The organism is Mycobacterium sp., from assembly GCF_965277065.1.
GTDB lineage: Bacteria > Actinomycetota > Actinomycetes > Mycobacteriales > Mycobacteriaceae > Mycobacterium.
In genome coordinates this window covers 969,301-995,811 of sequence record NZ_CBDIBT010000018.1, presented here as the reverse complement: position 1 = coordinate 995,811, position 26,511 = coordinate 969,301, and the positions used below count along the sequence as shown (strand labels likewise).

Annotated in this window: 28 protein-coding genes; 15 read left to right on the top strand and 13 right to left on the bottom strand. The window is 64.9% G+C overall.

The window, feature by feature from the left end; genetic code table 11:
* Nucleotides 1-39: 39 nt before the first annotated feature.
* The 5 genes from ACQY5A_RS16230 (at nt 40) to ACQY5A_RS16210 (ending at nt 2,239) form a co-directional block, all read left to right on the top strand.
* A complete protein-coding gene (locus ACQY5A_RS16230) occupies nt 40-216 on the top strand; it encodes a hypothetical protein (RefSeq protein WP_428341553.1) in 177 nt (58 codons plus the stop codon).
* Between the two features lie 472 nt (nt 217-688).
* Entirely contained in the window at nt 689-1,153 is a 465-nt protein-coding gene (locus tag ACQY5A_RS16225) for a hypothetical protein (RefSeq protein WP_428341334.1), read from the top strand.
* An 8-nt stretch (nt 1,154-1,161) separates the two neighbouring features.
* Nucleotides 1,162-1,665 carry a hypothetical protein gene (locus ACQY5A_RS16220; protein WP_428341333.1) on the top strand — a complete coding sequence of 168 codons (504 nt, stop codon included), beginning with the start codon at nt 1,162-1,164 and terminating at the stop codon, nt 1,663-1,665.
* An 86-nt stretch (nt 1,666-1,751) separates the two neighbouring features.
* Nucleotides 1,752-2,087 carry a hypothetical protein gene (locus ACQY5A_RS16215; RefSeq protein ID WP_428341332.1) on the top strand — a complete coding sequence of 112 codons (336 nt, stop codon included), beginning with the start codon at nt 1,752-1,754 and terminating at the stop codon, nt 2,085-2,087.
* On the top strand, nt 2,084-2,239 hold the full coding sequence (locus ACQY5A_RS16210; RefSeq protein ID WP_428341331.1) for a hypothetical protein: 156 nt from the start codon (nt 2,084-2,086) through the stop codon (nt 2,237-2,239). Before ACQY5A_RS16215 ends, ACQY5A_RS16210 begins: the two co-directional genes overlap by 4 nt.
* Before the next feature lie 166 nt (nt 2,240-2,405).
* On the opposite strand, the gene ACQY5A_RS16205 is transcribed toward ACQY5A_RS16210, so the two are convergent.
* Nucleotides 2,406-3,590 (bottom strand): thiolase family protein, encoded by a 1,185-nt coding sequence (locus ACQY5A_RS16205; protein WP_428341330.1) that lies wholly within the window; start codon nt 3,588-3,590, stop codon nt 2,406-2,408.
* Nucleotides 3,591-3,681: 91 nt separating this feature from the next.
* On the opposite strand from ACQY5A_RS16205, the gene ACQY5A_RS16200 reads away from it, so the two are divergent.
* The 3 genes from ACQY5A_RS16200 (at nt 3,682) to ACQY5A_RS16190 (ending at nt 5,798) form a co-directional block, all read left to right on the top strand.
* The gene (locus tag ACQY5A_RS16200) at nt 3,682-4,170 is read left to right on the top strand and encodes a winged helix-turn-helix transcriptional regulator (RefSeq protein WP_428341329.1); all 489 of its coding nucleotides are present in this window, start codon (nt 3,682-3,684) and stop codon (nt 4,168-4,170) included.
* A 165-nt stretch (nt 4,171-4,335) separates the two neighbouring features.
* The gene (locus ACQY5A_RS16195) at nt 4,336-5,046 is read left to right on the top strand and encodes a GAF and ANTAR domain-containing protein (RefSeq protein WP_428341328.1); all 711 of its coding nucleotides are present in this window, start codon (nt 4,336-4,338) and stop codon (nt 5,044-5,046) included.
* A complete protein-coding gene (locus tag ACQY5A_RS16190; protein ID WP_428341327.1) occupies nt 5,043-5,798 on the top strand; it encodes a GAF and ANTAR domain-containing protein in 756 nt (251 codons plus the stop codon). Before ACQY5A_RS16195 ends, ACQY5A_RS16190 begins: the two co-directional genes overlap by 4 nt.
* 31 nt (nt 5,799-5,829) lie before the next feature.
* On the opposite strand, the gene ACQY5A_RS16185 is transcribed toward ACQY5A_RS16190, so the two are convergent.
* The 3 genes from ACQY5A_RS16185 to ACQY5A_RS16175 all read right to left on the bottom strand — a co-directional run bounded on the left by ACQY5A_RS16185 (nt 5,830) and on the right by ACQY5A_RS16175 (nt 8,246).
* On the bottom strand, nt 5,830-6,078 hold the full coding sequence (locus ACQY5A_RS16185; protein ID WP_428341326.1) for an ANTAR domain-containing protein: 249 nt from the start codon (nt 6,076-6,078) through the stop codon (nt 5,830-5,832).
* Nucleotides 6,060-6,638 (bottom strand): GAF domain-containing protein, encoded by a 579-nt coding sequence (locus tag ACQY5A_RS16180; protein ID WP_428341325.1) that lies wholly within the window; start codon nt 6,636-6,638, stop codon nt 6,060-6,062. The genes ACQY5A_RS16185 and ACQY5A_RS16180 overlap by 19 nt, the downstream gene beginning before the upstream one ends.
* 714 nt (nt 6,639-7,352) lie before the next feature.
* Nucleotides 7,353-8,246 (bottom strand): hypothetical protein, encoded by an 894-nt coding sequence (locus ACQY5A_RS16175; RefSeq protein WP_428341324.1) that lies wholly within the window; start codon nt 8,244-8,246, stop codon nt 7,353-7,355.
* A gap of 283 nt (nt 8,247-8,529) precedes the next feature.
* Between ACQY5A_RS16175 and ACQY5A_RS16170 the strand changes: the two genes are divergently transcribed.
* Nucleotides 8,530-8,682, top strand: coding sequence for a hypothetical protein (locus ACQY5A_RS16170; RefSeq protein WP_428341323.1), 153 nt, complete (start codon nt 8,530-8,532; stop codon nt 8,680-8,682).
* A 49-nt stretch (nt 8,683-8,731) separates the two neighbouring features.
* On the opposite strand, the gene ACQY5A_RS16165 is transcribed toward ACQY5A_RS16170, so the two are convergent.
* Nucleotides 8,732-9,778: an acyl-CoA dehydrogenase family protein gene (locus tag ACQY5A_RS16165; protein WP_428341322.1), complete on the bottom strand. Its 1,047-nt coding sequence runs from the start codon at nt 9,776-9,778 to the stop codon at nt 8,732-8,734.
* Between the two features lie 462 nt (nt 9,779-10,240).
* On the opposite strand from ACQY5A_RS16165, the gene ACQY5A_RS16160 reads away from it, so the two are divergent.
* Nucleotides 10,241-11,029, top strand: a complete 789-nt coding sequence (locus tag ACQY5A_RS16160) for a TetR/AcrR family transcriptional regulator (protein ID WP_428341321.1) — start codon at nt 10,241-10,243, stop codon at nt 11,027-11,029.
* Nucleotides 11,030-11,209: 180 nt separating this feature from the next.
* Here the strand turns inward: ACQY5A_RS16160 and ACQY5A_RS16155 are convergent, their stop codons facing one another.
* From ACQY5A_RS16155 to fabG, 5 genes are read right to left on the bottom strand one after another with little or no spacing between them, the layout of a single operon-like run.
* Complete coding sequence (locus tag ACQY5A_RS16155; RefSeq protein ID WP_428341320.1) at nt 11,210-11,884, bottom strand: GntR family transcriptional regulator; 675 nt, start codon at nt 11,882-11,884, stop codon at nt 11,210-11,212.
* A 2-nt stretch (nt 11,885-11,886) separates the two neighbouring features.
* The gene (locus ACQY5A_RS16150) at nt 11,887-13,080 is read right to left on the bottom strand and encodes an acyl-CoA dehydrogenase family protein (protein ID WP_428341319.1); all 1,194 of its coding nucleotides are present in this window, start codon (nt 13,078-13,080) and stop codon (nt 11,887-11,889) included.
* A gap of 17 nt (nt 13,081-13,097) precedes the next feature.
* Entirely contained in the window at nt 13,098-14,291 is a 1,194-nt protein-coding gene (locus ACQY5A_RS16145; RefSeq protein WP_428341318.1) for a CoA transferase, read from the bottom strand.
* Nucleotides 14,288-15,508: an acetyl-CoA C-acetyltransferase gene (locus tag ACQY5A_RS16140; protein ID WP_428341317.1), complete on the bottom strand. Its 1,221-nt coding sequence runs from the start codon at nt 15,506-15,508 to the stop codon at nt 14,288-14,290. Before ACQY5A_RS16140 ends, ACQY5A_RS16145 begins: the two co-directional genes overlap by 4 nt.
* Entirely contained in the window at nt 15,505-16,293 is a 789-nt protein-coding gene (gene fabG / locus ACQY5A_RS16135) for a 3-oxoacyl-ACP reductase FabG (protein ID WP_428341538.1), read from the bottom strand. The genes ACQY5A_RS16140 and fabG overlap by 4 nt, the downstream gene beginning before the upstream one ends.
* 100 nt (nt 16,294-16,393) lie before the next feature.
* Between fabG and ACQY5A_RS16130 the strand changes: the two genes are divergently transcribed.
* A complete protein-coding gene (locus tag ACQY5A_RS16130; RefSeq protein ID WP_428341316.1) occupies nt 16,394-17,560 on the top strand; it encodes an acyl-CoA dehydrogenase family protein in 1,167 nt (388 codons plus the stop codon).
* An 85-nt stretch (nt 17,561-17,645) separates the two neighbouring features.
* Entirely contained in the window at nt 17,646-18,467 is an 822-nt protein-coding gene (locus tag ACQY5A_RS16125; RefSeq protein WP_428341315.1) for a mycofactocin-coupled SDR family oxidoreductase, read from the top strand.
* Between the two features lie 6 nt (nt 18,468-18,473).
* Here the strand turns inward: ACQY5A_RS16125 and ACQY5A_RS16120 are convergent, their stop codons facing one another.
* A complete protein-coding gene (locus ACQY5A_RS16120) occupies nt 18,474-19,562 on the bottom strand; it encodes a phosphotransferase family protein (RefSeq protein WP_428341537.1) in 1,089 nt (362 codons plus the stop codon).
* A gap of 113 nt (nt 19,563-19,675) precedes the next feature.
* Between ACQY5A_RS16120 and ACQY5A_RS16115 the strand changes: the two genes are divergently transcribed.
* Nucleotides 19,676-20,788, top strand: coding sequence for an NDMA-dependent alcohol dehydrogenase (locus tag ACQY5A_RS16115; RefSeq protein ID WP_428341314.1), 1,113 nt, complete (start codon nt 19,676-19,678; stop codon nt 20,786-20,788).
* Between the two features lie 21 nt (nt 20,789-20,809).
* On the opposite strand, the gene ACQY5A_RS16110 is transcribed toward ACQY5A_RS16115, so the two are convergent.
* Complete coding sequence (locus ACQY5A_RS16110; protein WP_428341536.1) at nt 20,810-22,276, bottom strand: adenylate/guanylate cyclase domain-containing protein; 1,467 nt, start codon at nt 22,274-22,276, stop codon at nt 20,810-20,812.
* Between the two features lie 82 nt (nt 22,277-22,358).
* On the bottom strand, nt 22,359-23,843 hold the full coding sequence (locus tag ACQY5A_RS16105) for an aldehyde dehydrogenase family protein (protein ID WP_428341313.1): 1,485 nt from the start codon (nt 23,841-23,843) through the stop codon (nt 22,359-22,361).
* Nucleotides 23,844-24,038: 195 nt separating this feature from the next.
* On the opposite strand from ACQY5A_RS16105, the gene ACQY5A_RS16100 reads away from it, so the two are divergent.
* Together ACQY5A_RS16100 and ACQY5A_RS16095 are read left to right on the top strand one after the other, a co-directional pair.
* Nucleotides 24,039-25,196 (top strand): acyl-CoA dehydrogenase family protein, encoded by a 1,158-nt coding sequence (locus ACQY5A_RS16100; protein ID WP_428341312.1) that lies wholly within the window; start codon nt 24,039-24,041, stop codon nt 25,194-25,196.
* Nucleotides 25,193-26,293 (top strand): acyl-CoA dehydrogenase family protein, encoded by a 1,101-nt coding sequence (locus ACQY5A_RS16095; protein WP_428341311.1) that lies wholly within the window; start codon nt 25,193-25,195, stop codon nt 26,291-26,293. Before ACQY5A_RS16100 ends, ACQY5A_RS16095 begins: the two co-directional genes overlap by 4 nt.
* Nucleotides 26,294-26,511 lie beyond the last annotated feature (218 nt).

Below are 26,511 nucleotides of genomic sequence, written 5' to 3'. Positions count from 1 at the left end.
GGAGTTGGGGGCGGATGGGGCAATGTACTGGAAGAGGCCATGAACAGCACCGGGACCTCCACCACCATCGGGGATTTCCTCCTGACCCCCTTCGGCGACGAGAACATCACCTCCATCGTCGATTACCTGTTGAACTACACCGGAACCGTCACCGACGCCACGAGCGCCGTTGATCCGTCGTCATTCGTCGATCTGCTGTCGTCCATCGGGCTGTAACCCAGCCCTGTGGCGGCACTGTTGACGCACAGATGATCTACAGCAAACAGCGTTACAGTCCGCGCATGAAGACCGCAGTCAAATCCACTTTGCTAGCCATAGCTGTGGTCGCTGCGCCTGTAACGCTCTCGGTTTCAGCGCCACCCCGTGCCCACGCCATTGGTGCTGTAATTACCTACTGCCACAGACTCGCAAGGGCTTACAGCAACAATCCGAACGTCAGAGTCCCGATGTACTGTATGGACTCCTGGTGGATGGTGGGCGTGCTACCACGCGGCTATGTTCCACACGACGCTCCACCAGGCTATTTCTATTGGCCGTGCTGTGATCCACCACCAGATGCTCCACCACCGAGGCCACCGGGTAACGAGCCACGGGTGCCCGATGAACCGGGTGACGCTCCACCGCCGCCCGACGCACCTGAACCGGCTTCACCATGAGCAAACTCTCGGGTACCGCGATCACGGTCTTCATGGCGGCGCTGATCGCCTCTCCCGCAACGGCTTACGCAGACTGCGGCGACCCCGGCCAAGACCCTTGCGCGGGGCCTGTGCCCAGCGTCGATCAGGTGGTCGCGATCATGGCCGAGTTGACTGACCCGAATAAGCCTGCCGCCGGAAAGGGCGACATCGTCACGCCCGCATTCTCGCCCGACGAAGCTGGCACGATTGATAATCATCTTCGCCGAATGGACGCGGTCCACATCGTGCCGCTGCCATTCGTCGTGACCGATATTCAGCCCGCACCGAACAATTTCGCAGGAGCCACCTTGGCGACCACCGGTTCGTTTCACCAAGTCAGCGCAGCCAAGCCCATCGTGCTCGTAAATCAGCACGGGCACTGGTTCATCACGCGCGACACCGCGATGACCGCGGTGAATGCGTTCTGGTACAACGCCCGTCGCGACGACAACGGCCCCGCTGACGCCTGGCAATAGAACCGCAGATGTTCTGGACCACGCCGATCGGTATCTCCGCGGCAATGATGGCTGCGACACTGATCGCTTCGCCCGCAACGGCTTACGCGGACTGTGGCGATCCCGGCCAAGACCCCTGCACCGGACCTGTCCCGACCGTTGATCAGGTGGTCGCCATCATGGCTAAGTTGACTGACCCGGGCATTCCCGCCGCAAACAAGACCGACATCGTCACACCGGGATTTACCCCCGAGGAAGCTGAGTCGATCAACGACCATCTCAACCGGCAGAACGCACGCGGACTTCTGCCGCTGGACTTCGTGGTGACCGACATTCAGCCTGCGCCCGCCAACCTTGCCGGCGCCACCCTGGCCACCACGGGGGGATATCGCCATGCCACAAATCCCAAGCCAATCGTGCTGGCCGATCAGGGCGGACACTGGCTGATCGCCCACGACAGCGCCATGGCCGAGCTGGACTTGTTCTGGTACAACGCAACTCGCTACGTGCCTCGCGGAGGGTTCGTCATTTGAGTCTGGCCGACTGCGCTGTACCGCTGGACGCCAAATGTGCCCACCGCGTACAGATCGTTGACAGGCAGCAGAGCTAACGTGCGAGCATGAAGGCCGCTGTCAGACTGACATTGCTCGCCGTATCCCTGGCCGGTATGGCCGCGCCCGCGACACTGATCGTCGGGCCTGCGCTGCCAGGGCATCTCGTCACCACTCAGTGGGTTTTAGCGCAAGCCCGTATCGAGGCGTTTGTCATAGTGGTGCCGAAGTGCAAAAGAGAAGCCCGCCATTACCGACGCGATCCGGATTACGTGCCTTTAGAACGATGTCTGAACTCCCGGTATTTCCAAGGACTAACACCACCGGGTGATGCTCCGCCACCGCCGGAGGACGCGCCGCCGCCACCGCCGGGCGACGCGCCACCGCCAGGCGACGGACCATGAAATTCTCGGCGTTCACGCTCTTGCTGTTCACGGCGGCGTCAATCGCTTCGCCTGCAACGGCTTGCGCGGACGAACCCGTGCCCACCGTCGATCAGGTGGTCGCCGTGATGACCAAGCTGACCGACCCCGCCATCGCATATAGCGGCATATAGCGGCGGTCTCAGGTGTCACCAGACCCCTGCTGCGCGTCGAATGTGCTCGCGCCGCCGACCCGGCAACCAATCCGGACGGGCCGCACTCCCCATCCAGCAGGGTCCCTAGTTCAACAGCGAAGACCCCTCCGACTGCGAGGCAGGAGGGGTCTTGTCGGTGGTGTGTCTAGTCCAGTCGCTCGATGATGGTGGCGTTAGCCATGCCGCCGCCCTCACACATCGTCTGCAACGCGTACCGGCCACCACGTTGTTCAAGTGCGTTGACCATCGTCGTCATGATGCGAGCGCCGCTGGCGCCCAAAGGATGTCCGATGGCGATCGCGCCGCCGTGGACGTTGGTCTTGGCCAGATCGGCACCGGTGTCCTTGGCCCAGGCCAGCACCACCGGCGCGAAGGCCTCATTCACCTCGAAGAGGTCGATGTCGGACAGCTTCAAGCCCGCACGGTGCAGCACCTTCTCGGTGGCGGGAATGACGCCGGTCAGCATGTAGAGCGGATCCGAGCCGACCACCGTCGTGGTGTGAATGCGCGCCAGCGGACGCAGACCCAGCTTCGCGGCGGCCGCACCGCTGGTGATCAACACCGCGGCACTACCGTCGGACAGCGGCGACGAGTTACCGGGCGTGATCTCCCAATTGATCTGCGGGAAGCGCTCTCCCACCGCGGCGTCATAGAAGGCCGGCTTGAGCCCGGCCAATGTCTCGACGGTGGTGCCGGACCGGATGATTTCGTCAGAGCTCAGTCCCGCGATGGGAGCCAACTCGTTGGCGAAGAGCCCTTCTTTCGTTGCCCGCGCCGCTTTCTCATGACTCTCGGCCGAGAACTCGTCGAGTTCGACCCGCGAGAAACCCCATCGCGATGCGATGAGTTCGGCACTGATGCCCTGTGGCACAAGCCCTTCGGGATAACGGTCCGTCATGCCGTCACCAAACGGGTTGCTGCCCGGCAATACCGAGGTACCCATCGGGACACGACTCATGGATTCCACGCCCGCGGCCACCACGATGTCGTAAGCGCCGGCAAGTACGCCCTGGGCCGCGAAGCTGATCGCCTGCTGGCTGCTGCCGCACTGCCGGTCGATGGTGGTGCCCGGAACCGACTCCGGGAAACCCGCCCCTAGCAACGAGTTGCGCGCGATGTTGACCGCCTGATCACCCACCTGGGTCACCGCACCGGCGATGACATCGTCGATCTGGGCCGGGTCCACACCGGCGCGTGCAACCATCTCTCGCAGGCTGTGCGCCAGCAAGTCAGCAGGCAGAATGCCGTGCAGCGCTCCGCTGGCTTTGCCTTTGCCCACGGGTGTGCGTACCGCCCCGACGATGACGGCGTCTCGATCCTGATATGGCACGACTCCTCCTTGAGTCCGAGCTAGATATTGCTCGCTATACCCAGATGTAACACCTAGGTATACTGCGAGCAACCCAGAATCGAGGTGATCTATGACACTCCTGCAGGGCGTGCTGTCCGACCGGGACGCGTGGACGACGGTCGGCCAGTGCTCGATCGAGAAGACCATGTCGGCACTCGGCACCAAATCCGCGATGCTGATCATGCGCGAGGCCTACTACGGCACCACCCGATTCGACGACTTCGCGCACCGCGTCGGAATCACGAAGGCCGCTGCCGCTGCGCGTCTGACCGAGCTGGTCGACCTCGGGCTACTGACCCGGCGGCCCTACCGCGAACCGGGGCAGCGAACCCGCGATGAATACGTTCTCACCGAGGCCGGTACCGACTTCATGCCGGTGGTGTGGGCGATGTTCGAGTGGGGGCAACGGCATCTGCCGGGCCGCAACCGGTTACGTCTCACCCACATTGGCTGCGGAGCCGACGCGACCGTCGAGGTCCGCTGCACCGAGGGTCACCCGGTACCGCCGGAAGAACTCGGCGTGGAATTGAGCAAACGGACCCGCAATCGCGAGGCCTGACATCTGGCGACCCACTCCCGTACCCGTACTTCGCCGAAAGCAGCGACGACAGGTCCGCTCGGGCGGTGACATTGAGATGCACATGGGGGATGGTGGAGGTATGACGCCTGCGCTGCCTTCCGCTGTTCCCGACCCGCTCGTCGCCTGCCGGGCCGGTTGTTAGGGGTGGCCATTCAGGAGCAGCTGCTCGACGTCGTCGGTGACGAACGCGGCGCTGGTGCGGCCGATCGGTTGTGTGAAGCGTGCGTGCAGTTGTTCGGCGTGGACGCGGCGGCGATCTCGCTGGTCTTCGACGGCGCCAGCACCGGCACCCTGGGCGCCAGCGGGCCTTCTGCGCGGGCGATCGATGAGCTTCAGTTCACCTTGGGTGAGGGTCCGTGTTTGGACTCGGTGGCCGAGCGCGCGCCGGTGCTGGTGGTGGATTTGGCCGTTCCCGAGCATCAGCGGTGGCCGGCGTATAGCCCAGCGGTACGGGGCCATGGCATCCGCGGGGTGTTTGCTCTGCCGGTGCTGGTAGCCGGTCAGTACCTCGGCGCCCTGGATCTTTTCCGGACGACACCGGGGCTGTTGGGCAGTGACCATCTCGCCGGCGCTTTGGTCGCCGCCGAACTGGCCGAGATGGCGTTTTTGGATTTGATCGGCGCCGACCTGTACGCCGCGGTCACCGATCCCGACAGCACTGCCTGGGCCGAACTGAACGCCTTGTCGCGCACCGAGATCAGCCAGGCCACCGGCATGCTGGTCGCCCAACTCGACGTCGACCCGGCCGTGGCGCTGGTGCGGCTACGCGCGCACGCGTACGCCACCGGCACCTCGGCCACCTCGGTGGCCCGCGACATCCTCAATCGCCGCCTAGTCCTGGAGGCCGACAAATGACAGATCCGTCGCGGGAGACCCGCGTTTTAGGCGCGGTGGTGTCGCTGGTGGACAGCCTGCTCGATGACTTCGATGTGGTGGATCTGCTGACCGAGCTCACCGAACGGTGCGCGCAGCTGCTCGACATCGCCTCGGCGGGACTGCTTCTGGCCCATCCCCGCGGCCAGCTGCATCTGATGGCCGCCACCTCGGAGGCCACCCACGATCTGGAGCTGTTTCAGCTGCAATCCGACGAAGGGCCGTGCCTGGACTGCTACACCACCGGAAACCCCGTCTCGGTGGCCGACCTGTCCGAGCAGCACGCGCGGTGGCCGCGGTTCGTGGCGGCCGCCACCGACGCCGGGTTCGCCTCGGTGCACGCGGTGCCGATGCGCGCTGCCGGCAGCGTGCTGGGCGCGTTGGGCTTGTTCGGCACCGGGATTGGGGAACTCAACGATTCCGACCAGCTGTTGGCCCAAACCTTGGCCCATATCGCGTGTGTGGCGATCCTGTCCGAACACGCCCCCACCCCAGCCACGGTGTTACCCCAGCTGCGGGCCGCGTTGACTAGCCGCGTCGTGGTCGAACAGGCCAAAGGGTTTCTGCGGGAACGTTTCACGGTGTCCGTAGAGGACGCGTTCACCCTGCTGCGCCGCTACGCGCATGCTTATGGCGAACACATGACCGACGTGGCGCGGCGCCTGCTGACCGTGCGCGACGACCGCGAGGTGATCCTGGACCGGATGCGACAGCTCACGTTGAACCCGTCCTGACCGTGCCCGTCGGTCGTGAACTGTTGGCGGGTCAGGACTGGTGGTGGCGGGCGTCGGCGCGGCGGACCGCTTCATCGAGGATCCGGCGGGCGACCTCGTGGAGTTTGATGTTCTCGGTTTGGCTGATCCGCCGCAGCCGGTTGAACGCTTCCTCTTCGGTGCCCCCGGACCGGGCCCGGATGATGCCGATCGCTTGATCGATCGTCTTTCGGCTGACCAGGGCACGCTGTAGCTGTTCGGCGGTGTCCCGGGCCGCGGCGATCACCTGCGCGTTGTACACCGACACCGCCGCCGGTGCCGCGAACTGCGTCCCCAGCGAACTTCATGCCTACCGAACACATCGGCGTCATAGGCGTAACAGTTGACCGAGCCGACCACCTGATCGGCGATCAGCATCGGCAACGACATCGACGAGGCCACCCCCAACCGGCCCACCCGGGGCCCGAACCGCGGCCAACGGTGATCACCGCCCAACGACCCACTGATCACCGCCACCCGCTCCTGCATACAGGTGGTGCAGGGCCCCTCCTGCAGCGTCTCGTGTTGCAGGATGTCGATCTCCCTGACGAACGGCGCGGTCACCGCCCACGCCGCGATGCCCATCGTGGTGCCCCTCGGCTCGATCAACGTCACCCCCGCGCCATCGACACCGGGAATCGCATGCGCCGCGAACCCGGCGACCGCGGTCAACAGCTCATCGAGGCTTCGACCGCCGGCCACTAGCGCCGCCAGCCCGCGCAACCCCGCAGCCAGATCGCCATCATCGGAGACCACCTGGGCACGGGTCAGCTCCGCCCCGGTCGACACCTGTCGATCAGGCTGAGCGTCGATCTCGGTCACGACACCCGACTCCTTACTGTCGGCCCGACACCCTGACCAGCATGCCCGCACATGTGCCGAGAGCAGCCTCGAGTGCGGAGATCGTTCAGATTTTAAAACATTGCGATCGGGTACGGCAGTGCGAATTCCTGACCGAATCCGCGACGTCGTAGGCACGAAAATCCCGCGCGACGCCCCGGCAGCAGGAGGCAGTGTGAACGGCACGAAAAATCTGGCGCCCGTGTTTGATAAGGCTGAGATCCCCGCGTTTTCTGGAATGTGCTGAACACGCAGCCGGCCTGGGGCCGCTGCCGCCGCCGATCGGTCGCGGCATCGTATGGCGACGCCGTCCGCCCACACTGATCTGATCTCGTGTGATCCGGAAGTCCCCCGTGCACTCTGACCATGGCGCTGCGCCGGCTGCACCCGTCGACGCCGACATCCTTACTGGCTCAACGGTTGTCGGTGCCCACGGCGACACGATCGGCATCATCCCCGAAATTTGCATCGACCACCAGGATGGGACTATCTCGCTAACGGTGTTTCCGGCGGTTTCCATACGGCCGCGTCGAACCTGGGTCGCGGACCGGGCAACGCGGTAGCAATGTCGGCAAGATGCCATCCAGTTGACCGGCGCGGGCGGTTTCGACTAGTGCGGCTCATGTGCCAGCCTCTCTACCATCGGAGTGGACGCACCACGAAGTCCACCGGCAGGCCGTCGCTGAGGGACTTGCGTTAGAACAACGTCGGCAGCAGGTCGATCACGTTGCTGCCGCTGGTGGCCGTGGCGTGCAGGGCGTCGCCGAAGACGCCGGCGAGGTCGAAGTTGTTGCCCAGCCCGGCGGTGGCGGTGCTGCCCACGGTGCCCAGCGGGTCGATGACGAAGGCGTTGTCGCTGCTGCCCCCGATGCCCCCACCGAAGATGCCGGGCTGGCCTCCGGCAATGGCCTCGGTGAGCCCGGTGGTGGGGGCGCTGAGGTTGCCGAAGACGTCGGCGGAGTCAAAGTTTGCCGGGGTAGCAGCGATGTGGCTCAGGCCGGCAAAGGACAAGGCAGCCTGGCCGACGGCGCTGGCGGAGTCACCACTGCCGTTGTCACCAGCGACGGCTGTGGCGCCGTCTAGGGCGTTAATGTTGGTGCCGCTGTTGGCGCTGGCGTAGTCGAAGCTGCTGCCGGTGGTTTCGTTAAATCCGCTAATGCCGGCCAGGGCATTGCTGCCGATGCCGCTGGCGCTGGCGAAGTCGAAATTGTTGCCAGTGGCAACGGTGGTGGCCGTGGCGCCGGCGATGGCCGTGGCGCCGGCGCCGGCCGTGGCGTAGTCACCGAAGCCGCCCGCGGCGATGGCGGTGCTATTGGGGCCGAAGGCGATCGCGGCGTCGCCCATGCCCGACTTGGCGACGGCGGTGGTGCCCAGATCGAGCAGCTGGAATCCGTCGACCGAGATGGCCAGATCCAACGGTGAGGCCGGCGCCAGCGTGGCGGCCGACAACGGGTCGATCCCCGCGAGCCAGTTGACCGGGTCGGCAATTCCGGTGTCTGCCGCGGCGATTCCCGGCGTAGCGGCTATCGCCGCGCCGACGCCCAACCCCACCACCACCATGCCCAGCCGACGCAGACGACGAACGTTCATGAGTCTTCCTTTCCGCCGCACCTGTGTTGCGGAACTGCTGATAGCGCGGAACTTATACTTAGCAGTATCTGTGCGCAATATGTGAAAAGTTCAAAAAATTGATCGTTTGCCCGGTGCTGGCCCACCAACCCGCCGCTGACGTGCTCAATACCGCATCCTCAGCTCATAGAAGCGTCGATCGCGTCGAAGTTGATGAGACCTCGGTGGCGGGTGTGCCAGTAACCGGTGTCAACTGACTCGGCTCACGTTGCAGTTTTTTGACATAGTGGTGGTGCGCTCGTTCGTGACGCCGTCCATCGCCGCGCTGCTGTGGACGCTGGGTCTGGTGGCCGATCAAGGTGCGACCTCCGGCCCCCAGATCCTCACCGCCGCCGATCCACTACGCGAGTACCTCAGCGACGCATTGGCCAAAATCGCCCGCACCAGTGTCCACTAGGTTCGTCGGCCAGGGCGACTCGTGAGAAATCCGCCTATCTGTCCGTTCCTCAACGGCTTTCGCGAGCAGCGACGAGTTCGCCGATGTATCTGGCGCTTGCACCGGGGTCGCCGCCGGCCAGTGCCCAGCCACGGGCTCGCACCAGATACGCGGTCGCCGCCGCCTCCGCGGAGACACCGAGACCACCCTGCACGTGCACCGCCATGGTCGCGGCCTTCGAGGCTTCCTCGGCCATGAAGAAAAACGCCGAGGCCGCCAACTCGGGTCGCTCGCCGGGTTCGTTGTCCAGAAACCACGCGGCACGATGCGCCAGATTGCGCCCGCCCTGAACGGTGATCGCAATGTTCGCCAGTGGGTGGGAAATGCCCTGCAACGTCGAGATCGGCACGCCCAGGGTGTAGCGGGTCTTGGCGAACTCGGCGGCGATTGTCATCGTCTCTTCCACCAGCCCGGCCAGCGCCGCAGCCATCAGGACTCGCCACTCGTCCAGCGCGCGTTGGTATTCCGCCATTGCCGTGGGTCCGCTCGCCAGCACGACACGGGTGTCGGCACTGGCCGGGTCGACCCAGGCCATCGGGAGCCGGCCGATGTTGTCGACCTTGGCCGGCCGGGTGTCGAAGGAAAGGAGCACCACAGCCCCGTGTTCACTGCCGTCGCGAACGATGATGTGGTCGGCGATCGACCCGGTCGGGATGAGCCGTGTCCCGTGCACATTGTCGTGCTGGGCATCGAACGCCGCGAGCTGTTGGCCGGTGACGACCGCGGGTTCCGCGGACCCCAGTCTGGCGAGCAGTCGCGCCGCGCACACATGATCGATCCACGGCACCGGCGCCAGCGAACGGCCGATCTCCTCGGCAACCAGCGTCAGGTCGACCAATGTCGCGCCGTCTCCCCCGACGGCGTCGGGCAACGCCATCGTGGTGGCCCCCATCCCGCAGAGTCGCTCCCAGAGGTTCTTGTCGAAGCCGGATTCCTCTGCTGCGCGGACAGTTTCAATGGAACAGTGCGTCTTGAAGAAGTCCCGATACGCAGCCTGCAGCGCCTGATGATCGTCAGTCAGGCTGTAGTCGATTCTGCGGAGTTCGTAACGATCCATGGTCAGCGCTCCTCGTGGCCGTCGAAAAAGAATGTCTGCGCGTTGTTGTAGAGATAGCTCTCCAGCACGTCGGCGGGTATTCAGTGGTGCTCATCGACCGTCCTCCCCTGAGCTCAGGCGGCACTTACACTGCAGCATGTACGCATACTGTATACCTATCGGTACAGCATTCTGCAACAGTCGCGCAGGCCCTACGACCAGGCGCAAGCCCCACGCTTTCGCCCTTCCGCCCGTCAGCGGCCATGGGCATCCATGGGTTGCCCTGGGTAACCAAAACCGCTATCACTGAACACATTTGGTCCGGCGCATCCGCTCGGGCCAGACTCCCGGCCATCCGTCGCTTACCAGCATGCGTATCAAAAAGCCTACGATAGGTATTACAGTAGTGGGCTGGGATGATGACACGGCTGCGCGGCCGCAGATCGACCCGGCGCAGCGTTGAACGTGAGAGAGGTGCCCGTAGTGGCCAAGCAAGCAACCGCCGAAAAACGGCAGCGGCGCGAACGCGGGTCCATCAATCCCGACGACATCATCAGTGGGGCGTTCGATCTGGCGGAAGAGGTCTCGATCGACAACCTAAGCATGCCGCTGCTCGGTAAGCACCTGGGTGTCGGCGTGACGAGCATCTATTGGTACTTCCGCAAGAAAGACGACCTGCTCAACGCGATGACGGACCGGGCACTGAGTAAGTATGTCTTCGCCACCCCCTACGTGGAGGCCAAAGACTGGCGCGACACCCTGCGCAATCACGCCCGCTCGATACGTAAAACCTTCATGGGCAACCCAATTCTTTGCGATCTGATTCTGATCAGGTCGGCGCTGAGCCCGAGGGCAGCCCGGCTGGGCGTCCAAGAGATCGAGAAAGCGATCGTGGGACTGGTCGAAGCGGGGCTTTCGCCGGCACAGGCTTTCGACACCTACTCCGCTGTCTCGGTCCACGTGCGGGGCTCGGTTGTGTTGCACCGACTTCAGGAAAAGAACCACGCAACCGACAGTGGCGGACACACCATCGAAGATGCGATGGTCATCGATCCCGAGGTCACGCCGCTACTCGCCCAGATGACCGCCAAGGGTCACCACATCGGCGCCCCCGATGACAACAACTTCGAGTACGGCCTGGACTGCATCCTCGACAACGCCAGTCGGCTGATCGAACAGGGCTCGAAGTCGGCTGGACGGCAACGTAAGTCGCCGCCGTCCCGGGCACGCAAGTCAAACTCCGCCGGCCGGGCCAAGAGTCCGCGCGGCTGAGGCAACTCAGCTTCGTCACCAATCTAGCTGGTGCACAGGCAGATCGCGTGGGCACGGCAGCCGTGTGCGACAGGCCCCGACCGTGTGGCTACCGCTCGAATCTGAGGACGCGATTCCGCGCGGCCCGACGGTTAAGGCCGATGTCGGGCGGCTGCGCGAAATGCTGGCCGACGCGGGCGGTCAGGTCGGTTCAACCACGCCATGTTCGGCGAGGTGGTCGATCAGCGGAGCCGCCCCCGCGGCCAAGTGCTCCGACATGGCGACGCGGGCGGATTCGCTGTCGCGTTTGGCCAACGCTGCCACCACCCGGCGGTGGTCTTTGATCGACTGATCGGGCCAGCCGGCGATGATCGGAAACACCGACTCGGGAGCGTAGCGGGTGATCTGCGACATCATCTGCGCGAGCTTCGGCGACTCGGCCGCCACGTTGATGGCTCGATGAAATTCGTGATTGAGACGAACGGTCCGCTCAATGTCGTTGCCGGCGTGCGCCTCTTCCAGCTGCGACTGAATTTCCTTGAGCTCACGCAGTTGGTCGTCGTCGATGTTGGCGGCAGCCCGCGCGGCCAACTCGCCACCCACGTGCGCTTGCAGATTGGCGACGTCGGCAAGATCGCGCTCGGTCACCGGTAGCACCACGAAGCCGCGGCGCGGCTGCTGAGCCAACAGACCCTCGGACCGCAGCTCGAAGAGGGCCTCGCGCACCGGGGTGACGCTGATTCCCAATTCGGCGGCCAGCTGATCGAGGCGAACGTACTCACCCGCCGAGTAGGTGCCATCGAAGATTCGCTTACGGACGAAGCGCGCAACGTCTTCGGAAAGCTGCGGTCGCGCGGCGAAATCCGGGACGCTCACGATCAAATCCGGTACTCGGCAAGCAGTCGCTTGCTGATGATCGACTTCTGGATCTCGCTGGTTCCCTCACCGATGAGCAGGAACGGCGCGTCGCGCATCAGCCGCTCGATTTCGTACTCCTTGGAGTAGCCGTATCCGCCGTGGATGCGGAAGCTCTGCTGGGTCACCTCGGCACAGAATTCGCTGGCGAGATATTTCGCCATTCCGGCGGCCACGTCGTTGCGCTCACCGGAATCCTTGAGCCTGGCCGCGTTGACCATCATCAGATGCGCAGCTTCGACTTTGGTTGCCATCTCCGCGATTTGGAACGCGATCGCCTGATGTTCGGCGATCGGCTTGCCGAAGGTGTGCCGCTGTTGAGCGTATCGCGCGGCGAGCTCGAACGCCCGCAGGGCCACACCGACAGCCCTGGCCGATACGTTGACCCGACCGACCTCGATGCCGTCCATCATCTGATAGAAGCCCTGCCCCGGGCTTCCGCCGAGGATGTCCTCGGCGCTTGCGGCGTATCCATCGAAGATCAGCTCGGTGGTGTCGATACCCTTGTATCCGAGCTTGTCGATCTTGCCCGGGATCAATAGTCCGGGTTTGACTTCGCCGAAACCAGTGGGCTTTTCGACGAGGAACGCGGTCAGGTTACGGTGCGGCGCCTCGGCTCCCTCGTCGGTGCGGACCAGTACCGCAACCAGATTCGAGCTGGCGCCGTTGGTCAGCCACATCTTCTGGCCGTTGATGGTGTAGTCGCCGTCGGACCCCCGGGTGGCACGGGTGCGGATCGCGGCGACGTCGGATCCCAACTCCGGCTCCGACATCGAGAACGATCCGCGGATCTCACCGGTGGCCATGCGCGGTAGGAAGCGTTGTTTCTGCTCGTCGGTGCCGTGCTGGCGCAGCATGTAGGCGACGATGAAGTGGGTGTTGAGCACCCCGGACACGCTCATCCAGCCGCGACCCAATTCTTCGATACACAGGGCATAGGTCAGCAGCGACTCACCCAGTCCGCCGTACTCCTGCGGGATCATCAGGCCGAACAGGCCCATCTCCCGCATCTGGTCGACGATGGCCTGCGGATAGGTGTCGGTGCGTTCCAGTTCGGCTGCGTTCGGGATGATTTCCTTGTCGACGAATTGTCTTACGGTCGAGATGATTTCGTCCTGAACGTCGGTCAGGCCAATCGTCTGTGCGAGCTTGGTCATAGTGGTCTATCTCCTGGTCAGCGGGCGATGGTCTTCGCGTCGGTCAGGCGGTCGATGTCGGCGGCGCTCAGCCCCAATCCTGAGGTGAGTACGTCGGCAGTGTCGCCGCCGAGGCGAGGCGCGGGCTCGGCGGCGACATGGCTGCCGTCGAACGCGGTGGGCAAGCCGGGTGCCAGGTACTCGCCCAGTCCGTCCTGACGCAGCCGGGAGAACAAGGGATTCGCGGTGACTCGCGCATCGGCAGCGGTCTCGGCGAAGCTCAGGTAGCGCTCGAACAGCACGCTGGTCGCCGATAGTGCCCGGGTGATCTCGTCGCCCGAATGCTCGGCGAACCACGTCGCGAACAGTCCGCTCAGCACGCCCCGGTAGCGGTAGCGCACACCTTCGTCGCCAAAGTCCGCGTTCAGTGAGTCGGAGAGCGCGGAAATGGCCGCACCACAACCGGATACCTCGACGAGATCCTGGAAGTGTCGCCTGGTCAATGTCACCACCATGAACGCGACGCCGTCGCGGCTGGTGAAATCCTGGCCGTACTGGCCATAGATCGCGTTGCCCAGACGCTCCCGTTCGGTGCCGTTGATCTGAGGCTCGGTGAGCAGCCCCAGATTGCCCGCGGTAGCCAAGGCGACGTCTTCCAGCGGGAGGCTGATCTGGGCGCCGATACCCGACTGGTCACGCCGCCGCACCGCGGCGACGACGGCGAGTGCCGCATACAGACCGCAGGCGACGTCCCACGCTGGTAATACGTGATTGATCGGTCCGGCATGGTCCACGGGGCCGGTGACCAACGGGAATCCGGTGGCCGCGTTGACCGTGTAATCGACACCGGTGGAACCGTCGTGGCGACCCAGCACTTGAAGATGGACCACATCGGGACGCTTGGCGGCGAGCGTGTCATACGACAACCACGGCAGGCCCGCGGCGTTGGTCACCACAACGCCGCCGCCTTCGATGATCAACCGCTGAACCAACTCCTGCCCGTCGGCCGAGCGTAAATCGATGGTGGCCGAACGTTTTCCCTTGTTGAGGCCGGTCCAGTAGATCGAGGTGCCGTCGGCGGTGACCGGCCACCGGTTGGTGTCCGAGGCACCCCCGATCGGGTCGACGCGAATCACCGTCGCGCCCAGCTGGCTCAACGTCATCCCGCACAAGGGCGCCGCGACGAAGCTGGACACCTCGACCACGGTGAGATCGGCCAGCGGCGCGGTCATCGCGGTGTGACCCGCTCGAAAATCGCTGCGAGACCTTGTCCCCCGCCGATGCACATCGTTTCCAGTCCGTATCGCGCGTCGCGCCGATGTAGTTCGCGGGCCAGCGTCGCCAGCATCCTGCCGCCGGTGGCACCGACCGGGTGACCCAGTGAGATGCCTGACCCGTGCACGTTGGTGCGCTCGTGGTCGCCGGCGCCGAAACCCCACTCGCGCATCACGGCCAGCGCCTGTGCGGCGAAGGCTTCGTTGAGCTCGATGAGATCGATTTCGCTCAAGTGCAGTCCAGCTTTGGTCAGCGCGCTCTGGGTGGCCGGTACCGGGCCGATTCCCATAACGTTGGGTGCGACGCCCGCGGTGGCCCACGACACCAGTCGCACCAGCGGAGTGAGACCGAGTTCTGCGGCCCGCTCTGGAGTTGTCACCAGGCACATGGACGCGGCGTCATTCTGGCCGCTGGCGTTGCCGGCTGTTACCGTCGCGTCTGGATCATCCTTGAGTAGAACAGGTTTGAGCTTGCTCAGCGATTCCACCGTGGTGTCCGCGCGCGGATGCTCGTCGGTGTCGATCACGTCTTCGCCGCGACGGCTTCGTACGGTGACCGGGATGATCTCTTCGGCCAGAACACCGTCCTTCTGTGCGGCCACCGCACGTTGGTGTGACCGCACCGCGAGCTCGTCTTGTTCCTGACGTGAGATGTCGTAGTGACGGCGCAGGTTCTCTGCGGTCTCCAGCATTCCGCCTGGCACCGGGTAATGGCGACCACCGGCGGTGGTGCGCCCGCGGGCCAATCCGTCGTGCACCTGCACCCCGCTGGCACCACCCCAGCGCATATCAGCAGAGTAGAAGGCGACGTTGCTCATGCTCTCCGCGCCGCCGGCGACCACGAGATCGTGGTCACCAGAACGGATTTGCAAGCACGCCTGGATGACTGCCTGTAGGCCCGAACCGCAGCGGCGGTCGACCTGCATGCCGGGCACCGTGACCGGAAGTCCGGAATCGAGCCCGACGACGCGTCCGATCGCGGGGGCTTCGCTGTTGGGGTAGCAGTGGCCGAGAATGACATCCTGCACTGCGTCCGGGGGGACGCCGGTGCGGTCGAGCAGCCCGGTAAGGGCGACCACCCCGAGCTCAACAGCGCTCTGCGAAGCGAACATTCCGCCGTAGCGGCCGATCGGGGTCCGCACCGGTTCACAGATCACGGCGTCGAGAGTGCTCATAGGTGCCGCCCGCCGGTCACCTCGAGCACGGTTCCGGTCATATAGGACGACAGATCGGAGGCCAGGAACAAGGCGACGTTCGCGATTTCTTCGGGCTCACCCGCTCGCCCCATCGGTACCTCCGCGACTTTAGAGTCCCAAATCCGTTGCGGCATGGCTTCTGTCATCGCTGACCTGATCAGCCCCGGTTGAATTGCGTTGACCCGAATGCCGAGGTGGGCGAGCTCCTTCGATGCCGCCTTGGTCATCCCGACGATGCCGGCCTTGGCCGCCGAATAGTTGGTCTGACCAACCATGCCGACCTTCCCGGAGATCGACGACATGTTCACGATCGTGCCGCGCTGATTTTCCCGCATGATCGCCGCAGCCTTGCGCAGTCCATTCCAGGTTCCTTTCAGGTGTACCGCGATCACCTGGTCGAACTGCTCCTCAGTCATCTTGCGCATCGTCGCGTCGCGGGTGATGCCGGCGTTGTTGATCATGATGTCCAGCGCACCGAATCCGTCCAACGCCGCACCTATCAGCGCGTCGACGTCGTCACCGGAGGTGACGTCGCAACGCACGGCGATGGCGATGTTGTCGCCGCCGAGCTCGGCCGCCGCTGCCTGTGTCGCCTCGAGATTCACGTCGCCGAGCACCACTCGCGCACCCTCGTCGACAAAACGCCGCGCGATGGCCAGCCCCAAACCCTGGGCTCCACCGGTGACGACTGCGATTTTGCCGGCCAACAACGTCACGATCGTGTCCTCCTGTCTGCGCCCCGAGCGCGGGGCATTATCGAACATCATATTTCATATATGATCGCGCCCAGACGACGATCGGCGGGGTCCACGCTCTGGTTGCGCGCACCCGCGATCGAACCGCCGAAGAAGGAGCGTTGAGCCAATGTCCACTGCTGCCGTCGACGACGACGATTTTCAGCAGATCCTCGCGCAGACCCGCACGTTCGTCCGGTCCGCCGTCGTGCCCCGCGAGCTGGAGATCCTCGCGAGCGATCGGGTGCCGGACGACCTTCGGGACCAAGCCAAGGACATGGGCCTGTTCGGTTACGCCATTCCGCAGGAGTGGGGCGGACTCGGGCTGGACATCACCCAAGACGTCGAACTGGCGATGGAGCTCGGTTACACCTCGTTGGCGCTGCGGTCGATGTTCGGCACTAACAACGGGATCGCCGGCCAGGTCCTGGTTGGGTTCGGCACCGACGAGCAGAAGGCCACCTGGCTGGAAGCGCTCGCCTCCGGGAAGGTTGCCTCGTTCGCGTTGACCGAACCCGGGGCGGGATCGAATCCGGCGGGGTTGCTTACCAAGGCAATTCGCGATGGTGAAGACTGGGTGATCTCCGGCGAAAAGCGATTCATCACCAACGCCCCGGTGGCAGACCTGTTCGTGGTCTTTGCCCGGACTCGTCCTGCCGACGACGCCGGGACGGGCATCGCCGTGTTCCTGGTGCCCGCGGACGCGGCCGGAGTCGAGGTGGGCTCCAAAGACGGCAAGATGGGACAAGAAGGAGCCTGGACCGCGGACGTCCGCTTCACCGATGTCCGCGTGCCGGACTCTGCGCTGGTCGGCGGCAGCGAGGACGTCGGTTACCGAGCGGCGATGACCTCGCTTGCGCGCGGCCGGATCCACATCGCGGCGCTGGCGGTGGGGGCCGCTCAGCGGGCCCTGGATGAGTCCGTCGCGTACGCGGCCACCGCCACTCAGGGCGGCAATCCGATCGGCAGCTTTCAACTCGTGCAAGCGATGCTGGCCGATCAGCAGACCGGGGTGATGGCCGGTCGCGCCCTCGTGCGTGACGCTGCCCGGCTATGGCTGACCGACCAGGATCGCCGGATCGCCCCTTCGGCGGCCAAGGTCTTCTGCACCGAAATGGCTGGCAAAGTGGCTGATCTCGCGGTACAGATCCATGGCGGCAGCGGGTACATGCGTGAGGTGCCGGTGGAGCGTATCTACCGCGACGTGCGCCTGCTGCGACTGTACGAGGGCACCAGCGAGATCCAGCGACTGATCATCGGCTCGAACCTGGTGAAGGCGGCCCGGCGCAAGCAGTGACGGGCGGCCGGGCGTCGGACGCTAGTATCGTCGAAGTTACAGTGCCCGTGACGATAAAGATCGACCTTCACGATACGGAGCGCACATGAGCGGTCGGCTCGCCGGCAAGGTGGCATTCATCACCGGAGCGGCACGCGGCCAGGGCCGCGCCCACGCCGTCCGAATGGCCCGCGAGGGCGCCGACATCATCGCGGTCGACATTGCGGGCAAGCTTCCATCCTGTGTCCGTTACGACTCGGCAACACCGGAGGATCTGGCCGAAACCGTTCGGCTCGTCGAGGCCACCGGCCGCGAAATCATGGGTTCGGCCACCGATATTCGCGACTTCGACGGTCTAAGCCGGGCCGTGGAGGACGGCGTTGCTGCGCTCGGCGGGCTGGATGTCATCGTCGCCAATGCCGGCATCACGGCGCCGGAGGCCTGGAACGAGATCACGCCCGAATCGTTCCGGGACGTTATCGACGTCAACGTGACTGGTACGTGGAACACGGTGATGGCCGGCGCGCAGAAGATCATCGACGGTGGTCGCGGCGGGTCGATCATATTGATCAGCTCCGCGGCTGGTATGAAGATGCAGCCGTTCATGGTGCACTACACGGCGAGCAAGCACGCGGTGACCGGGATGGCACGTGCGTTCGCCGCCGAGTTGGGTATGCATTCGATCCGGGTCAACAGTGTGCACCCCGGTCCAGTCAACACTGCAATGGGCGGCGGCGACATGGCCGGCGCCTTGGCAAAATTCACCGAAACCAGTCCGCACTTGGCGAACACCCTCACACCGTTTCTGCCGAATTGGGTTGCCGAGCCCGAGGATATCGCCGATACGGTGTGTTGGCTGGCCAGCGGGGAATCGAGAAACATCACCGCGGCGGCGATTCCGGTCGATCAAGGTTCCACACAATATTGATCAGCGTCACGTCGCCGTCGCCTGATGCGCCGCATACTGGCCGACCAGATCGATGGAGCCCAGTTCGCGGATCGCCCGGCAGCCGCGCGATAGCATCGTAAGCACCATATCGTCACCGCGATCGGTCGCCGTCGCGAACGCGAACCCCAGCGCCGAGATCAGCACCGTCTGCGTCATGCCGAGTCGGTAGTCCTGCCAACAGGTTTCGCGGTCGTAGCCGGTGACACCGTAGTCACACAGGGCGCGATGGTATTCGTCGACGAGATCCCTTTCGATCGACGCGCGTAGCTCGGGCCGAAGGCTGGTCGCGGTGAAGTACGCGAGATCGCGGGCCGGCAGGCCGACGCCGAGCGTCTGCCAATCCACCACCGTCACCCCGGCTCCGTCGGGAAAGAACAGCAGATTGTCGAGGCGGTAATCGCCGTGCAGCAGGGCGAACCGGTCATGCTCCGCCATCAGCCAAGGTGCGACCAAACCCATTGCCGCGGAGAAGGTCTCCCGATCGGCTGCGCTCATCCGGTCACCGAGCTTGTCCAGCGTGATTTCGGTGCTCATCCGCGCGACCTCGCCCAGGCCGTTGGCCGACGCTTCATCGGGCCGGGCGAACGCGATCCCCGGGAAGTCCAGCCAGACCGCGTCGCACCAGCTCGGCCCGTGCAGCCCGGCCAACGCCGCCACGGCCAGCCGCGCTTCCCGCTCTCCGCAACCGGCAATCTGGTCACCTTGTGATGCGGGCGCCTGGTCCGCGAGCAGCAGCGCATAGTTCATCGCGTCGTCGCTGATCTCGCAGTAGAAGCACTGCGGCGTCGGCACCTTCACCTGGTCGACGACGCCGGTGTAGAAGGCGCATTCGCTGCGGTAGCCGATGGCCACCCGCTCGCGCACGGTGTCGTCTTGGGCGGGCAGTTTGATCACGAAGGTGTCCGGCAAGCTGCTCGCCCCGGTGTAGGCCACCGATACCCGGTACGTCGCGCCGGTCTGGCCCGTACCGATAGCAACCACGTCCACGCCGGACAGCGGCACCGGTGTGTTGCTGCCGAGCACGCCCGAAAGCCACTCGATGGTGACGTCCTCTGGATATCGGGGAATCGGCATGGCAATGCCCGCCCCTTTCGCGCAGCGCGGAATGACAACTGCCATCCTCTCACCTCCTGTAAATGTCGAATCCCCCCCGTCGCGCGTCCGGCCCGTCCTAAACTCCCCCCACCATGAAGATGAATGCCGCGGTTCTGTGGGACTTCAACGCCGAATGGAGCGTCGAGGACGTGGAGTTGGACGGCCCGCAGGACGGCGAGGTCCTGGTGTCGTTCGAGGCCGCCGGGCTATGCCACTCCGATCATCATGTCCGCACCGGCGACCTTCCCGTTCCGCTGCCCATCGTCGGCGGCCACGAGGGCGCCGGCGTCGTGCAAGAGGTCGGTGCCGGTGTGCGGGACATCAAGGTCGGCGACCATGTGGTGGCGTCTTTTCTTCCGGCGTGCGGACGCTGCCGTTGGTGTGCAAGCGGCCACCAGAATCTGTGCGACCAGGGCGCGTTGCTACTGAGCGGCGCCCAGCTCGATGGGACCTATCGGCGCCGGGTCGGGGACCGCGACGTGGGTGCGGCATGCTTCTTGGGCACGTTCGCCCAGTACGGCACCGTGCCGGACAGCTCGATCGTCAAGATCGACGATGACCTTCCGCTCTCGCGTGCCTGCCTCCTCGGCTGTGGGGTCACCACTGGGTGGGGATCAGCCGTCAACACCGCCAAGGTGAGCCCGGGCGACACCGTCGTGGTGATCGGCTGCGGCGGCATCGGTAGCGGCGCCATCCAGGGCGCGCGATTGTCTGGCGCGGAAAAGATTGTGGTAGTCGAAATCGCGGAAGGCAAGCGGGACAAGGCTTTCCAATTCGGAGCAACTCATTTCACAACGTCAATGACCGAAGCCACCGCTCTGGTCGGCGACTTGACGCGTGGCGTGATGGCCGACTCGGCTTTGCTGACTGTTGGGGTTGCCAAGGGCGACATGATCGGTGAGGCGCTGGAGATCGTCCGCAAGGGCGGGGCCGTGGTGCTGACGGCGCTGGCGTCGATCACCGACGTGACGCCGACCCTTCCGATGGCGATGTTCACGCTGTTTCAAAAACGGCTCCTGGGCAGTCTTTACGGCGAGGCCAATCCGCGCGCCGACATTCATCGACTGCTGAGCCTCTACCGCGAGGGCAAGCTTTTGCTCGACGAGACGGTGACCGCCGAATATAAACTCAACGACATCAACGAGGCTTACGACGATATGCTGGCGGGCCGCAACATTCGCGGCGTCATCATCCACGACCATTGAGTTGCGCAACCCAACGCGCGGCTACTCCCCGTTCGCCGGTGTCCAGATGTGAGTGGTGTCCGAGCGGCCGCGTAACACCGTCTCGCTGTCCGACATCCACAGCACACGCTCGGTGGCGTCGGCCCGGTCAATCGCCGCGGCTGAGCCCACGATCCGTTGCTCCAGCGTCTTGGCGAAGTCCGCGAGCCGGGCTGCCTCGTTGACCGCGTCGCCGACAACAGTGTATTCGTAACGGTTTTCGGCGCCGAGGTTGCCGGCGAACACGGGCCCAGCCGAGACCCCGATCCCGAAGTCGACCTGCGGCAGTTGCTGCAGTTGGCTGCGGAGCAGTCGCGCAGTGGCCAATGCTGCCGACGCGGAATCGTCGTGGGCCAGCGGCGCCCCGAAGACAGCCAACACGGCGTCGCCCTGGAATTTGTTGATCAGCCCGCGGCCGTCGTCGACAGCGCTGACCACGATGCGAAAAAAGTCGTTGAGCACGCGGGCCACTTCCTGCGGGGGCCTGCTCGCTGCCAACGTCGTCGAGCCGACCAAATCGATGAACAGGATCGCCGCCTCACGAACATCGCCGGACAGTGAGGTGCCCTCTTCGAGCGCGCGGCGGGCCACGTCGGCGCCGACATGACGACCGAATAGATCGCGTAACCGGTCACGTTCCCCGATTCCGGCAACCATCCGGTTGAATCCGACTTGCAGACGGCCGATTTCGGACTTTTCGTAGACACCGACGAAGGTGTCGATCTCGCCTCGCTCGACCTGCGCCATCGCGTCGACGACCTCGCGCACCGGATCCGAGATCGATCGGGAGGTCATGATCATCACGGGCAGCCCGATCAGGAGTGCGACAAGCGTCACCACCAGAATCGGCATCTCGACCGATCCGGTCTTCTGGATGATCCAGCCGTTCGAGCGCGTCAACACCAGACCGGCGATCGCCAAGCACGGCAGACCGCTTCCCAACAGCCACATTCCGACAAGCCGGGTCAGCACGCTGGGCGCGACCACGAGGCCCTCGGTGCCGTGCGTGGCCGCCAGCATGATGGGGCGAAGTGATCGCTGGGTGAGCAGCAGGCTGAGGCTCGCGGCCGCGCTTCCGCCGAAGATCACCGCCAGCAGAGTCGGAACCCAAAGGGCGGCAACGCCTCGGAGGTTCAGCACGAGGTAGGTCGTACCGCTGACCGCCCACACGACTGCGAGGATCATCGACTGCCGCGTGAGTAAGCGCATCGCCGACAATCCCTGATCGGCGTTCGGTCGCCGCCCGCCGACGAACCAGCGCAGAACCGGAACGAGATTCGCGACACCGCCGCCCGCGACCGCAGCGGTGCCGAGCGCGACGATCACCGCCGCGCTGATCAGGCTGCTCGGCGTGAAGTACGCTCGCGCGTTGCCGGCGAACTGGCCGTGCAGCGGGATGACGATCGCGGCGGCATCCCCGCAGCCGATCAGGTGACCGCACGCGAGACCGGCCGCGTAGCGGATGGCCATATCGCGGCCGGTCTTGCGCTGCGCTGCCCCGGCGTCGGTCACGGGATCAACGTAACCCGACCCGGGTGCGCGAAGAGGTAGGTCAGACCGCGGGGTACCCCACGGACTTGACCTCGGTGTACTGGTCGAAGCCGGCCACACCGTTCTGGCGGCCGACGCCGCTGTCCTTGTATCCGCCGAACGGGACGTCGGCGCCATAAGGTGCGCCGCCGTTGACGCCGATGAAGCCGGCCTTGATGCGCCGCGCGACCGCCAGCGAATGCTCCAGCGAGCCCGACATCACGTTGCCGGCCAAGCCGTACGGGCTGTCGTTGGCGATCCGGATCGCGTCTTCTTCGTCGTCGAATGGAATCACCGACAGCACCGGGCCGAAGATCTCCTCCTGGGCGATCGTCATCTTGTTGTCGACATCGGTGAAAAGCGTTGGCCGGACGAAGTATCCCTTGTCGAAACCGGTCTCCGCGCCGGGTCCGCCGACCAGCGCGGTGGCGCCTTCCTCGACACCCTTCTTGATGTAATTCGTCACGCGGTCGTACTGCCGCTGCGAGATCACCGGTCCACACAAGGTGCCGGGGTCCTGCGGGTCGCCGCAGGTGATGCTCTCGTAGATGCTCTTGAGGATCGCCACACCCTCCTCGTAGCGCGAGCGCGGCAACAGCATCCGAGTCGGGTTGGCGCAACCCTGTCCGGCGTGCATACACGGGGCGATGCCGATCGCGCAGGCCAAGCCGAAGTCGGCGTCCTCCAAGACAATGGTGGCCGACTTACCCCCGAGTTCGAGGAACAGCCGCTTCATGGTGGCCGCGCCTTTTTCCATGATCCGCTTGCCGACCACCGTCGAGCCCGTGAATGAGATCAGGTCGACCTTGGGCGACAGCGTAAGTTCCTCGCCGACAAAGTGATCCGATGCGGTGATGACGTTGACGACGCCGGCCGGGATGTCGGTCTTTTCGGCGATCAGCCGGCCCAGGCGAGTCGCATTGAACGGGGTGTTGGGCGCCGCCTTGAGCACCACGGTGTTGCCAGTTCCCAGCGCCTGGCCGAGCTTGTTGAGGGTGACCTCGAACGGGAAGTTCCAGGGCACGATCGCACCGACCACGCCGACCGGCTCGCGCCACTGCTTGATGGTGGTGTTCGCCCCGGTAAGGCTGATCACGCGATCGCCCAGGTCGGTCTCCCACGGGTATTCGTCAATCAGCCGGGCCGGGTACTTCAGCCCGTCCTGAAGTGGTGCGTCCAGCTGTGGGCCGAAGGTGATGGCGCGCGGCGAGCCGACTTCGAGGATGAGTTCCTCGCGCAGCTCCTCTTTCTCCGATTCGATCGCGTCGTGCAACTGCAGCAGGCAGCGCTGACGCAACTTGTGATTGGTCGACCAGTCGGTCTCGTCGAAGGCCCGCCGGGCGGCGTCGATGGCCCGGTGCATGTCCTCTTTCGACGCGTCCGCCACCTCCCCGAGCTGCTCCTCCGTGGCCGGGTTGATGTTGGTGAAGGTTCCGGCCTGGCCGTCGACCAACTTGCCGTCGATCATCATCTTCGGCTCGAAGCGGACCTTTACAGCTTCAGTCATGTGTGTTGCGCTTTCGTAGTCGGGACGCAGAGCGAGCGCCGAGTCGCACGGTACTATGGGAAGCCTTACCGGAAGAGAGCCGGTTGGCAACCCCCAGACGGCAACCACGCCACCCTCGAGTTTGTTGACCAAATATCTGTTCCACCGTAGAGTTCGCCATTGCCCGACGTCAATCACCCCGAAGCAACAGGACACGTGGATTTCTCATACCCACCCGAGGTGGAACAGGTCCGCAAGGAGTTGCGTGCCTGGCTGGCCGCGAACCTGACCGACGACGTGATCGCGGCCAACCGCGGCAGAGGTAGGGACGACGCGGCGTTCCAGACCCTGCGGACGTGGAACGCGACGATGGCCGATGCCGGGTGGGCCGCGGTCTCTTGGCCGCCGGAGTACGGCGGCCGCGGGGCGGGGGTGCTCGAGCAGCTGGTCTGCGCCGAGGAAACCACCCGAGCACGGGTCCCGGTCCACCTCAACGTGATCGGGATGAACAACATCGCGCCGGCGATCATGGAGCACGGAACCGAGGAGCAGAAGCGCACCATTCTCCCCCGGATGATGCGTGCTGACGACATCTGGTGCCAGGGCATGTCGGAACCTGAGGCCGGCTCCGATCTCGCCTCGCTTCGAACGCGCGCGGTGCGTGACGGCGACCATTTCGTCGTCAACGGCCAGAAGATCTGGACCTCGCTGGGGCACCGCGCGCAGTGGTGCCAGTTGTACGTGCGCACCGACCCGGATGCGCCCAAGCACAAAGGCATCTCCTGCCTGATTCTTGACATGTCGTTGCCGGGCATCGAAGTTCGACCACTTGTCACGTTGAGCGGTGAGGCCGATTTCGCGGAGGTGTTCTTCAACGATGTTCGGGTGCCGGCGGACGCCCTGCTCGGCACGGAGAACGGCGGCTGGCGCATTGCCACCACCACGCTGAGTCACGAGCGCGCCGGCGCCGCACGCCTTTACACGGAGATGCAGACCCGGCTCGAGGAACTCGTCACCGATCTTGCGGACGTCCGGGTCGGCAACCGGCCTGTGCTCGAGGAGCCCACGACGTTGCGACGGCTGGGTGAAATCGCTGTGCGCATCAAGTATCTCGAGCTTCTGTGCAAACGGTCGATCTCGGCGATCATGCACGGCGGCGACGCATTCGGGTCAGCGAGTCTGGCCAAATCGATCTGGGGTGAAGTCGGGCAGGACATCGCCGCATTGGCCTTCGACCTGATGGGGATGGATCCCGCGGGCCGGCGCTGGGCCGACTACCGGCTGACGTCGCGGTCGCTGACCATCGCCGGCGGCACGACGCAGATCAACAAGAACATCACCGCCCAGCGCGTGTTGGGGCTGCCGCGTTCATGAACCTCGAGTTGACCGACGAGCAGATCGCGCTGCGCGACACCGTCCGAGGCTATCTGGCCGAACGAGCCCCGATCGCCGAGCATGTCCGCCCGCTGCTCGACGACGACACCGGCACGACCGAACCGGTATGGCGAGGGCTTGCCGAACTCGGCGCCACCGGATTACTGGTGCCGCTGGAATACGACGGCGCCGGGATGACGATGGTCGAGGCCGGCATCGTCGCCGAGGAGCTCGGCGCCGGCCTGCATCCCGGTCCCTGGCTGTCCAGCGCTGTCGCGGCGACCCGTGCGCTGATGCGGTTCGGCGTGCAAGACGACCTGGCCGCCCCCCTTCTCACCGGAATCGCCGACGGCTCCACGATTGCCACGGTAGGCCCATTACAGGGTCCGGGCCCGAGCGTTGTCGAGCACGGTGACGGCGTTGCGCTGCGCGGTGGGATCGACAACGTGTGGGATGCCGGCTCCGCCGATGTGGTACTCGTGGTGGCCGAAGATCGGTACGGGACAGGTCTTTTCGCGGTCCAGGCAGGAACCCCCGGCTTCGAGAGCACGCTGCAGGCCGGAATCGACCAGACTCGCAAGCGGTTTCGCGTCCGTTTCGACGACAGTCCCGCGCAACGGCTGTCGATCGCATCGCCCGACGCCGTCGAGGCGCTGATCGACGACGTGACAATCGCCTGGGCTGCTGACGCTCTTGGTGCGGCACGTGCCGTACTCGATCTCGTCGTCGAATACGCCAAGGTACGTCGCCAATTCGGCCAGCCGATCGGCGCGTTCCAGGCGGTGCAACACCTCTGCGTCGACATGTACGAATCCGTGGAGCTTGCCCGCAGCGGCGTCATTCATGCGCTGTGGGCCGCAGATGCCGGGAGCCGCGCGGAGCGGCATGCGGCCGCGCAGCGGACGAAGGCGTTCGCGGGCCGGCTTGCCGCGGTCGGTGACACCGCCATTCAGGTGTTCGGCGGAATTGGCTACACATGGGAGCACGACGCCCATCTCTACCTCAAGCGTCTGCTGGGCTGGAGCGCATTCCTGGACGGCTCCGACGGCTACCTCGTGCAACTCGGCGCGCAGCTCGCCGAGGCGGTTCTGCACTGACGGTTGCGGGCGCCGCAACATGCGTTCAACCTGCACAATCGGACCACGGCAACCTGGTAGCGTTAAACCAAATGTTGGGTCAGCGGTCTCGCCGCACCGGCAGAAATGGTGGCGACCGAAAAGGCGACCGCCTATAGGTGGAAGCTGCGGAGGTGTCGTGGGGCTTCAGCAACCATCCGAGGCTGCACGAACACCGCACTCTGCACGCCTAGACTTGC